At 45.7% G+C, this 11,316-nt stretch carries 7 protein-coding genes; 6 read left to right on the top strand and 1 reads right to left on the bottom strand.

Annotated features, from left to right (window positions below):
• Window positions 1–81: 81 nt before the first annotated feature.
• The 4 genes from IEX62_RS06150 to IEX62_RS06135 all read left to right on the top strand — a co-directional run bounded on the left by IEX62_RS06150 (window position 82) and on the right by IEX62_RS06135 (window position 6,175).
• Window positions 82–1,404 (top strand): sensor domain-containing diguanylate cyclase, encoded by a 1,323-nt coding sequence (locus IEX62_RS06150; protein WP_188774516.1) that lies wholly within the window; start codon window positions 82–84, stop codon window positions 1,402–1,404.
• Between the two features lie 247 nt (window positions 1,405–1,651).
• Window positions 1,652–2,284, top strand: coding sequence for a LysE family translocator (locus IEX62_RS06145; protein ID WP_188774515.1), 633 nt, complete (start codon window positions 1,652–1,654; stop codon window positions 2,282–2,284).
• A gap of 462 nt (window positions 2,285–2,746) precedes the next feature.
• Window positions 2,747–4,333 (top strand): response regulator transcription factor, encoded by a 1,587-nt coding sequence (locus IEX62_RS06140; protein ID WP_188774514.1) that lies wholly within the window; start codon window positions 2,747–2,749, stop codon window positions 4,331–4,333.
• Between the two features lie 42 nt (window positions 4,334–4,375).
• A complete protein-coding gene (locus tag IEX62_RS06135) occupies window positions 4,376–6,175 on the top strand; it encodes a sensor histidine kinase (protein ID WP_188774615.1) in 1,800 nt (599 codons plus the stop codon).
• Between the two features lie 1,142 nt (window positions 6,176–7,317).
• Here IEX62_RS06135 and IEX62_RS06130 read toward each other — a convergent pair.
• Entirely contained in the window at window positions 7,318–7,935 is a 618-nt protein-coding gene (locus IEX62_RS06130; protein ID WP_188774513.1) for a DedA family protein, read from the bottom strand.
• 606 nt (window positions 7,936–8,541) lie between these two features.
• Between IEX62_RS06130 and IEX62_RS06125 the strand changes: the two genes are divergently transcribed.
• A complete protein-coding gene (locus IEX62_RS06125) occupies window positions 8,542–9,465 on the top strand; it encodes a copper amine oxidase N-terminal domain-containing protein (RefSeq protein ID WP_188774512.1) in 924 nt (307 codons plus the stop codon).
• Window positions 9,466–9,939: 474 nt separating this feature from the next.
• The gene (locus tag IEX62_RS06120) at window positions 9,940–11,229 is read left to right on the top strand and encodes an extracellular solute-binding protein (RefSeq protein WP_188774511.1); all 1,290 of its coding nucleotides are present in this window, start codon (window positions 9,940–9,942) and stop codon (window positions 11,227–11,229) included.
• Window positions 11,230–11,316: the final 87 nt, after the last annotated feature.

Below are 11,316 nucleotides of genomic sequence, written 5' to 3'. Positions count from 1 at the left end.
TCGACTTCTTTTTTAGCGCGTAGGATACGTTGGTTATGTATGCAACGAGGTTGCACTTATTTTGCGGAAAGGAGAATTGGAATGGAATTCTCCAGTGATTTTTTGACGAAGTATGACAGTGAAGCAGAGCTTCGCTTTTTGATTGATATGATCCCTGAGCTGATCGTGCTCAAGGATGGAGAAGGGCGCTGGTTGATGTGTAATCGATCAGTGAGAGAGATTATGCAATTAGATGAAACACAATATAAATATAGAACGGATCGAGAGATTGGGGAGCGTTATCCGATATTGCGTGATATTTTGGAATATAATCATATGACGGATGAGCAAGCCTGGAATAAGGCAGCTACGCTGGTGATTGAGAAGTCATTTGAGGAATATGGTGGTAGCGAGGATATATGGGAGATTATCAAGACACCGACCTTCGATAAGCAGGGCAATCGGGAACGTATGATGTCGGTGAGCCGCAATATTATGAATCGTCGTATCACGGAAAAGAAGTTGTACGAGAGCCAGGAGCGGTTTCGATTTATCGCGGAGAATATGACCGATATTATAACTATTTTTACGATGGATCGGAAAATTGATTATTTATCCCCTTCGTTAGCAACGGTGCTTGGCTATGATATTGAGCTGGTGATGACGCAGCCACGTTTTACGACTCTGCATCCTGAAGATGTCCCTCGTTTTTCCAGCGCTTTTGAAGCTATGTTTGAGGGTGAGCTGATGCAGGCGAAGGTGGAATGCCGCTATCGTCATATGCAAGGGCATTACATCTGGTTTGAAATGAATATGTCTCGTGTGAGTCACGATAATGGGGAAGAATATGTGCTTGTGGTTGGCAGAGACATTAGCGAACGTAAAATACATGAGCAGCAATTGAACTCACTCGCGTATATGGACCCGCTCACCGGCGTGCCGAATCGTCGTTATCTGATGAAGCAGCTAGAGCAGGATATTAAGACCGCTTGTCAGCATAACACGATGGTGGGTGTGTTGTATCTGGATGTAGACCATTTCAAGCAGGTGAATGATACGTTAGGGCATGAACAGGGTGACCAGCTATTGATTCAGATGGTCGAGCGCATCACCAACGAGCTTGGCCCGGTGGATACGATTGCTCGCATCGGTGGCGATGAATTTGTGGTGGTGTTACCGATTATGACCGATCGCAATCAGATTGCCTGGATGGCGGAGAACGTATGTCACACGCTACAGCAGCCGTGGCAGCTGGGGAAAGCCTGTATGGTCACGAGCTCATCGATTGGTATTTCCATTTATCCTAACGATTCGATCAGTACAGCTGATCTGATCCGTCATGCAGATGCGGCATTGTATGAAGCGAAGCGTGCGGGAAAAGCACAGTTCGCCTTTTATGAGGATGTCTTCTTGAATGGACGCTAGCTGGATCGATAAATGAATGCTTTTCTTTTGCAGTCTCCTGTACAAAAAAATAAATTCCATACAATCAGCTTCTGACGCGATATATTCTGGCGCATAGAAGCTGATTTTTTATACTGTTTTTATGTGGATTGATGAATAAATATTCATTTTGATGTATAATGCACAGAACAGATGGTAGCTATGATGAAGTGGATGTACGGAATCTATGTATAATGAATGGAACATTAACGATAGAGGAGGCAATTTGATGCTGGATCTAACAACGATGATCGGCTTCGCACTGGTCGCGCTCGGTATGGTGTGTGCACCGGGGCCGAATATGATTTATTTGCTATCTCGCTCGATTACACAGGGAAGGGTGGCAGGCGTGACCTCCTTGCTGGGAATTATGCTGGCTTTTACCGTCTATATTATCGCCACCATGCTGGGCTTGTCGGCACTATTTCATGCAGTTCCGTTCGTATATGAGTGCATTCGCTGGCTGGGAGCTGGCTATCTGGTATGGCTGGCATGGAAGTCGATTCGTCCGGGGCAGGCATCGCCGCTGGAGCCGAAGCCACTCTCGATCGATTCACCGCGCAAATTACTGATCATGGGCTTTATGACGAATCTGCTGAATCCGAAGGCAGCGGTGCTGTACATTTCCTTACTGCCACAATTCATTGATCCAGCGCGCGGCTCGGTATTACTGCAAAGTATGGAGCTGGGCTTCATCCAGATCAGTATTAGCTTTCTGATCAATCTGCTTATTGTGCTTACAGCAAGTCAGATCGCCGCATGGCTTGGAGCGCGTCCGCTCTGGCTCAAATGGCAGCGCTGGCTAATGGCGAGTGTACTAACAGGTCTGGCAGCACGGATGGCACTGGATCGCAGCAAATAAGCAGGTAATGATGTAGAGCATTAGCGATCTAGTGATCATCATGTTAGAGCGACAAGCATGTACGTCATAGGTTCTTCTTCTCAAAGAGCAAAGTAACATACACGGCATAATGAATAAAGCCGGATTATATATCCTTTTTCAGCGGATACCATTCAACGCAGACGCGGATGAACGGTATCCGCTGTTATGCTTATCAAGCTGCGTTGTCGCTTCCATATTCGTTTATTTATAGGTAATATCTAGTTAAAATGTCTTTAATACAGTAAAACATTTTGTGCCGCTGGTACCATTTTTGTGATACCATAATAAGACAAAATTAGACAAGCCGTCTAGCTTTTTATGAAAACGTTATCAGCCATAACTTCTTAAAACGCCATATTCACGATTCGTCCTATATAATGCAAACCTGCTGTTGTTAAGATGACTTCAAGCGTAACATCCAGTCCTATAGGGAGTGTCCTGATGAAAGAATTATGCAAAATATTAATCGTAGACGATGAAGTACTCGTGCGCCAGGGCATCAAGCATTACCTTGTCTGGGAGCAGTATGGCTTTCAGATTGTCGGCGAGGCTTCCAATGGACGCGAGGCGCTGGAATTAATCGCAGAGCTACGTCCACATATTGTCATTACCGATATCGTGATGCCTGTTATGGATGGAGAGGAATTCACTCGCATCTTAAAGCAGAGCTATCCTGAGATTGAGATTATCGTATTAAGCAGCTATGGAGAATTTAACTATGTGCGCTCGACGTTCCAGAATGGGGTCGCTGACTACATTTTAAAGCCAAAGCTCGAAACGCAGGAGCTGCTACAGGTATTACAAAATACAGCCCGTCGTATTCCTGCCATTCAATATGATGAAGAAACAGGCAGCGAGCAGATTACCGTCGATCATATATTGGAAAAGTGGATCGCTGGCTTTGAAGCCGATGCGGAGCCTGCGCTGTTAAAGGAGCATTTTCCGTATCCATCCTTTTATCTGGTGGGCGTGCAGCCGCGTCTATCCAGTCTCGGTGGTGGCGAACAGCTAATCCAGCAAAAGAGCAGTCATATCGCTACGACGAGCGCCCGATTAGCCGAGGTGCTGGAGCAAGCGGGGCTTCCGCTCGCCTTTCGTCCGGTTGCGGCAGACCCGCAGATCGTTGTTTTCGTGCTTAATTTGAGCACAATTCATTATGATGAAACGGTTGAATTGCTGCGCCAGCTCGCCCAGCATATGCTACGTGAGACGAACACCGCGCAGCTTGCCTGGGCGCTCAGTGAGCGCTTTGACCAGATGGAGCAGATCGGCGAGGTGTATCAGCAGCTGCTCAAGCTACTCGATTATCGATTTTATTTTCCAGATCATGCGCTCATAATCGGATCAGAGCTACCTGCTCCGGCTGAGGTACGCGGTTCATTTAATCTGAAGGAATTTACCGAGGAGCTGCGCCGGGATAACTTTAATACTGCTTTTGCGGCACTGCGTGAGTATGTGCAGACGTTGTCGGCGAACTATCTTGCGACTCCATTTGAGCTCAAGTCGTTTTTAGGGAATATTATTTTTAATATTATTACATTGCTTGGTAATCAGGACTATGATGTACGTCAGCTTGACGAGGAAAAGTATGACTATTTCCGCGAAATTAACGATGCACTGGATGTACGCCAGACGACTGCATTACTGAACAGCTTTTTGCAAAAGGTCGATGCACGCATTGCCGAGCGCTCCGGGCAGAGTCAGGGCACGACCAATATGAAGATGCTGCTGGAATATATCGAGGAGCATTATGCGGAGCCGCTGAGCCTGACCGGGCTTGGACAGCATTTTCACTTTAACCCGTCGTATTTGTCGAGTTATTTTACGACGCATAATAAGGAAGGCTTCAGCGAGCATTTGAACAAAATTCGAGTGCAAAAGGCAGCCGAGATGCTCAAGGATGACCGCTATTCGATCTCGGAGATTAGTGACCGTGTCGGCTATTCCGATCACAGCTACTTTACGAAGGTATTCAAAAAATGGACAGGGCTGTCACCAAGTCAGTATCGGCGTCAGCATGCACGCTAAAGCAGCCAAATCACCAAAAAATGAGTGTGAGCAAGCATGAAGATCAAAGCCTATATGCAACGTTTTGAGCAGCAGGGTCTATTTTTTAAGCTGTTTATCGTGATGGTCGTCAGTATTATCGCCGTCTGTCTGTTAACGTCACTGGTAACGATTCGGATGTCCGAGCGTTTATTTACCGAAACGTTCAGCATTACGAACTCTAAGGTGCTGAATCAGATCAAGACGAGCATGGAATCGCTCAATGATTCGATCGTGAATGCGGTCAGCCATGCGTCTCAAAATGGCACCGTAAAAAATTATCTGGCAGGTGGAGATGGCGATTCGATCAGCGCAGGAGCGACCTATTTTAGCATGGGTCAGCAGATGAAGCAGATCAAGTCGAATGTGGATGCCTATGATGTCGGGGTGACTATGGTTGGGGTCAATGGGCGTAGCTATACGTCCGACTGGTCGTACTGGCCAGTAGACACGAGCGATCTGGCAGATAGTATGATTACGAAGCATACCGTCGATCAGCCACGCCGCCTGATGTATCAATATGATGAAGAGACAGCCAAGGATGGCAAGGAGAACTACATTATCGCCTCCAAAGCCTTAATGGAGCGCACGAGCGACTTTCTATATGGCACGATCTATGTTGCGATTCGCGAGGATCAGTTCAAGCGTTTTTATAGCAATTTTACGAGTACAGGCAATGATGTGCTTATTCTCGATTCCAATGGACGTATCGTCTCATCCAATCAGGACAAGCTGATCGGCACCTTCTCGCCGCAGCTGCTCAAGGACGTTACCGAGATGCAGGAGCAGCAGATGAGCTATAAAAATGCCGATGTGATGGGCAAAAATCATATTATTTTATCGAACTATATTCCAGAGTATGACTTCTACCTCGTCAATCTGATCGATCGCCAGTATGCGGTCGGGCAGATCATTAATGTGCGCGATATTGCGCTCATCTGTATCGCTATCGTCGCCGCAGCCCTGCTGACCGTGTTCCTCATTTCCCGTCGCTTGACCCAGTCGCTCACCCGTCTCGTACGGCAAATGTCCACCATTACCGAAAAGGACTTTGGCAACTATGTAAATGTGACGGGCAGCTATGAGGTGCAGGAGCTGAGCCGTGCCTTTAACTATATGCTGGACGAGCTGAACGATTATATCGCCCGTCTACTCGAAACGCAAAAGGAGCAGCGTAACGCCGAGCTTGCCGCGCTCCAGCGACAGATCAATCCGCATTTCCTGTACAATACGCTCGCATCGATCAAAATGCTCGTGCAAAAGGGCAATAAGGAAACCGCTGCCGAGACGATCAATGCACTGATCTCTCTGCTGCAAAATACGATCAGCAACGTCAGCGAGACGATCACAATCGAGCAGGAATTAGAAAATATGAAAAACTACGTGTTTATCAACCATGTTCGGTATGGCGGCAAAGTGCAGGTGAACTACTTTGTCTCGCCCGATTGCATGGACTATCACGTACCCAAGCTGATCATTCAGCCATTTATCGAGAATGCCTTCTTCCACGCCTTTAACGAAAAAGGCGCTGGCGTCATCTACATCATGGTATCTCGCCAGGATGACATGCTCGTCTGCGAGGTCGTCGATAACGGAGACGGCATGGACGGTTTCTCCGATTCCGCCGAGGGCAGCCGCCTACCGAATCCAAAAAGCAAACGCCAGCTGTTCACCGGCATCGGCGTCCAAAACGTTCATAACCGCATCACCTTACTCTACGGCGAGCAATACGGCGTAAGCATCTCCAGCAAAAAAGGCCAGGGCACCAAGGTTAAAGTGACCTTACCGCTTATTCTGGAGCCGATGTCTGACGATATGTCGTAAGTAGACTGCATATCGAACATCTAAAATGATCTGCGTATTAGCTACAATATTTTCCACCTTAAAAGCCGCCGAATCCTCATCGATTCAGCGGCTTTGTTATTTGAACTATGAAGTGTATGAACACATGCTGATTTTTATATGCAGCATTATGAGCTAATTGTAGTGTTATTCTTGCTTGAAAATGAGGCTAAATTGCTTTGGAATGCTTTTTTTAGTTGATATCGTGATGGGATGGACACCACTCCGGGAAGGAATAAGGGGACGGACTCCCGTCTCGCACAGGAATCTACGGAGTAGGAGTGAAATGTAGATTCCCGCGCTCAAAAGTCCGTCCGTTCCCCTTATTTCCTTCCCTCCGTTATGTGCGTATCTATGTACTTATAAGTATGTATACTCCATCGTTCAAGTGCATAGAACTCTTACATATGTGCTTGCCTTAAATCAAGACCTAATGGCATCAGCAATCAAAATGCTCGTTTCCATCAAGTGATTATTTATTTGGAGCCTGAAAGTGATAGGTCAGGATGGTTCATAGCCTGTCGTGTAATACCAAAAATAATAAAAGACGTCCGAAGTTGTAAGAGCAACATTGTATTGCCGTGATTCTAATACTGCATCTTAATCTAACGTACAAAGTGTGACGATTATTATTACGTATTAGTTAATGAATAGAATGGGTACTTTGTAACATCTAATGACTTGGTAGAAAAAGTAATAGTAATAGTAAACAAAGCTACCTGATGTGGAAAAAAGACGCTCAAAGATCGCATTAAGTTTGCAGACCGTATCATATGTTGCTCCATTTACGGAACGGAGGCAAGGAAATAAGGGAAAAGGACGACTTACAGTGTTAGCGACTTCCTAACACGATGTTCAATAAAGAGTGATTTTTGCGAAAGCAAAATATCTTACTGCTTTGGAGGGGCGGGAATCTACATTCTATACTAATCCGTAGATTCCCGCGGCTCCACCGGAGTCCGTTCCCTTATTCCTTGCCGTAAGTGGTGTATGCTTCAACTCATATTGATCCTCAGAACACCCATCCCTGCAATATTATCTCCTGCATTATCCTTATGAAATTTCATGTAATCCGCAATAAGACACCTAGCTACACCTCAGCAGTTCTCGCTTTTAGCAGGATATCACTTCGCCCCAGCCCGACGATTCCGCCGTACATACCACACAATCCCTACAACGCCCACAACCGCAATAATGACATAAGCCACACTCGAATAAATATTCATAAACTCTGTAATCCGATGCCAGTTGTCCCCTAGCATCGCACCAATAATGACCAGAATCGAGTTCCAGATCACAGTACCGATCGTTGTAAACAGCAAGAATAGCCCGAACTTCATATTGGACATGCCTGCTGGAATTGAGATCAGGCTGCGTACGAGTGGAATCATGCGGCAGAATAGCACCGTCCAGTAGCCGTATTTATCAAACCAGGCATCTGCCCGATGAACGTCTTCTTTTTTGATACGTAAAATATGACCCCAGCGATCGATAATCTTCTCCAGTCGCTCGACATCAAGCAGGCGACCTACACCATATAAAATGACCGCACCCAGCACCGAGCCAATCGTAGCGGCGATAATGACACCGATGATCGTCAGGGAGGAATTGGTCGTCATAAAGCCGCCAAAGGGCAGCACAATTTCCGAAGGAATTGGTGGAAATACATTTTCCAGCGCAATGATCAGGGAGATACCGACATAGCCAAATTGCTCCATAAAGCTCGTAATCCAGTTTTGCAAAAGAACCCTCCTCAGTAAGGTTTTCACTCCAGCCATCGTCTACTATATATACCGATGAATAGCCAGTTGGAAACATGGTGATGGTACCGTGTATACGTTGGAACAACCATCCGCGCTTCAATCATTAGCAAATTTGTACAAAATGACATATGAAGAACGGAAGAAATGATATATCTCTTACGTGTATATTAGCTCATTACATCGAGAGAATACCTTATTATTTCCCTGAATAGTAGCTTATTACAGCTTATGAGCTATTGTTCAAGGGCTATCCAACTCTATCCATCACATTTGCATAAAATATACACTACTTCCTATGACGATGTAAAATGTACACGCGATGTCAGCCTCACTGTATAGGCATTAACGACATGCGATACCTAGCGTTACAGCTTCATACGGTTGGAAGAATAAGAACGGATACGGGCAGACTGCTTGCTTGATTAGTAGTCGGGGTATAAAAGATGGTAAGATAGAAGGGGCTGGCACGTTATGCCGCTTTGTACTCTAAGCTTATCCAGGACGGGATGAGTGAGGTGCAAGGTTCTTGTGCAACATCCTGATTGGCCGCATCTGCTTGTATGACGATCAATGGAGGAATAGAATATGATGAAACGATGTTCCAAGCTATTTTTAACAATGATAGTTGTAATAGGATTAGTGGGCGAAACGACTGCGGCTACAGCAGCTACCACGAAGGCAGCAGCGACACCGGACATTCAGGTGATCGTGAATAACTCGACTGTCTATGTAGGGGTAACGGCTTATGTGGAGCAGGGAACGACGATGATTCCAATTAAAGCGCTTCAGTACATACCAGGTAACTCTACGATCTGGAACAATATTACCCAGACCGTTACCGTCAGTCAGGATGGCAATGTGATCACGCTTGTCATCGGACAGAAGACCGCTACGATTAATGATCGTACGGTGCAATTACCCGTCGCACCGGAGCTTCGCGAAGGACGTGCTATGGTGCCGCTTCGTTTTATTGCTGAAGCCGCACAGGCGAAGGTATTCTGGAATTCGACAGGGCGCACCGTTTATGTAGCGAAAACGCCGGATACACTGCTTCGTCAGCTGAGCGGTACCGATCTGGCTACAGCACGTGCGGCGGCAGTGAACATTCCGCGTATTAATCGTCTCAAAACGTTTACGCCTTCGGACAATTCCAATAACGGCATCTACCGTTATTATTTCCCACAGGGACAATCGTATCCGTTCTTTGAGCAACGTGGAGATGTCGTATATTATTATGAAATGCAAGAGAATCACAGTGAGCTGGTCTGGACGGCGAAGCTGAACCTGAATCAGCAATCCCGGGATAACCTGTTCTTCCTGCCGTATGCAATCGAGCAGGAGGATGGCGTCATGCCAAATATTCTTACCAATGTAGCATTCTACGATACATTAACAGCCAATGGTGTCGTGCGGTATGGCTATATCGAGAATCCGATTCTGTCTTCTGGAGCACAGGGTGGAACAGAAGCAACCTTCCCGAATATTCCGGGCGAGCAGCAGGTGAAGTAGTCCAGACGATTAGCTCCTGCCGTATACAGCAGGTAAGCGTCACGGATTCAGGATGCACATAGAGAAAGGGACAGAGCTAGGAGTTACATCCATACGCCATTTTAGCTCTGAACCATTTTGCATACGAAGCCAGATCACAGCCAAAGAGCCAGGTAGAGAGTGTAACCTCTGCCTGGCTCTTTTTTTGTCGGAAAAAGGCTGAAACCCAATTGGTTTTCCAACATTCTACTTTTGAAAGAAAGATAAAAGCGGATACAATACCAGATGATATTACCATTCAATCTAAAAATAGTACCAAAAAACAAAAATAGTACCAAATGATAACGCTACCAAAATAGGTTGTGCCAATAATATAACAAATCCGTACAAATATATTCCTAACATTCGATGAAACCGGAATGGTAAGATTAGCTTGTCAATAAGCAAACGCTTTCAAATAGCAAAACATTATACAAGAGCAGGGGTTGAAACAAGATGAAAAAACTGATGTTTCTTTTACTGGCAAGCGTACTGCTGCTGTCCGCATGTTCTAGCGGTGGCGGAAGCGCAAGCTCAGGTTCCGATGCATCCGCTAAAGAAATCACAATCTGGGCATGGGATAAAAACTTCAACATTGCCGCACTGGAACTTGCCAAAGAAAAATATATGAAATCTCATCCTGACGTGAAGATCAATCTCGTTGAGAATGCACAGGCTGATATCGTACAAAAGCTGAACACTGGCTTGAACTCCGGTACAACAAAAGGTCTGCCTAACGTTGTTCTGATCGAGGACTATCGTTCACAGAACTTCTTGCAAGCGTATCCAGACTCTTTCGTGGATATGTCTGACAAAATCAAAGCTTCTGACTTTGCAGATTACAAAGCAGGTCCTACAAGCTACGAAGGCAAGCAATACGGTATTCCATTTGATTCTGGTGTAACAGGTCTGTTTGTACGTACAGACTATCTGAAACAAGCGGGTTACACACCAGAAGATCTGCAAAACATCACTTGGGATCAATACATCGAAATCGGTAAAAAAGTCAAAGCCGCTACTGGCAAAGACATGCTGACTCAAGATCCTAACGATCTCGGTCTGATCCGTGCAATGATCCAGTCCGCTGGTTCCTGGTACCTGAAAGAAGATGGTACTACGCCAAATATCGCTAACAACGCAGCACTGAAAAAAGCGCTGGAAACATACAAAGCTATGTATGATGCAAACATCGTAAAAGCTAACTCTGACTGGAGCCAATTCCTGGCAGCATTCAACAGTGGTGACGTAGCATCCGTACCAACAGGTAACTGGATTACACCATCTATCAAGGCTGAAGCTTCCCAATCCGGTAAATGGGCAGCTGTACCGATTCCAGTTCTGAGCGATGTACCTAACTCGGTTCACGCTTCTAACATCGGTGGTAGCTCCTGGTACGTAATGAACGTAGACGGTAAAGACACAGCTGCTGACTTCATGGCTTCCACTTTCGGTTCTGACAAAGACCTGTATCAAGAAATGCTTGATAAAGTTGGCGTTCTGTCTACATTCAAAGCAGCTTCTGAAGGTAGCGCATACGATAAAGCTGACGAATTCTTCAGCGGTCAAAAAATCTATGCTGACTTCGCAAAATGGACAACAGAAGTTCCAAAAGTTAACTACGGTCTGCACACTTATGCGATCGAAGATATCATGACTGTTGAACTTCAAAACTACCTGAACGGTAGCAAAGACGTTGACACGATGATGAATGATGTACAAACACAAGCTGAAGCTCAACTGAAATAATCCGGACATTGTAATGAATGGGGAGATAAAACCTTGGGCTGATCGTTCAAGGTTTTATTTCCTTATTATGACCGGGGCTGTAAACCA

Source organism: Paenibacillus hunanensis (genome assembly GCF_014645615.1).
Classification (GTDB): Bacteria; Bacillota; Bacilli; order Paenibacillales; family Paenibacillaceae; genus Saccharibacillus; species Saccharibacillus hunanensis.
Note: the sequence above shows the minus strand (reverse complement) of the source record. Positions and strands in the feature narration are given on the sequence as shown.

What these genes read in the sequence shown, in the direction of transcription:
- IEX62_RS06140 (WP_188774514.1), top strand. Translation starts at nt 2,747, where the DNA reads ATGAAAGAATTATGCAAAATATTAATCGTAGACGATGAAGTACTCGTG.
- IEX62_RS06125 (WP_188774512.1), top strand. Translation starts at nt 8,542, where the DNA reads ATGATGAAACGATGTTCCAAGCTATTTTTAACAATGATAGTTGTAATA.
- IEX62_RS06145 (WP_188774515.1), top strand. Translation starts at nt 1,652, where the DNA reads ATGCTGGATCTAACAACGATGATCGGCTTCGCACTGGTCGCGCTCGGT.
- IEX62_RS06150 (WP_188774516.1), top strand. Translation starts at nt 82, where the DNA reads ATGGAATTCTCCAGTGATTTTTTGACGAAGTATGACAGTGAAGCAGAG.
- IEX62_RS06120 (WP_188774511.1), top strand. Translation starts at nt 9,940, where the DNA reads ATGAAAAAACTGATGTTTCTTTTACTGGCAAGCGTACTGCTGCTGTCC.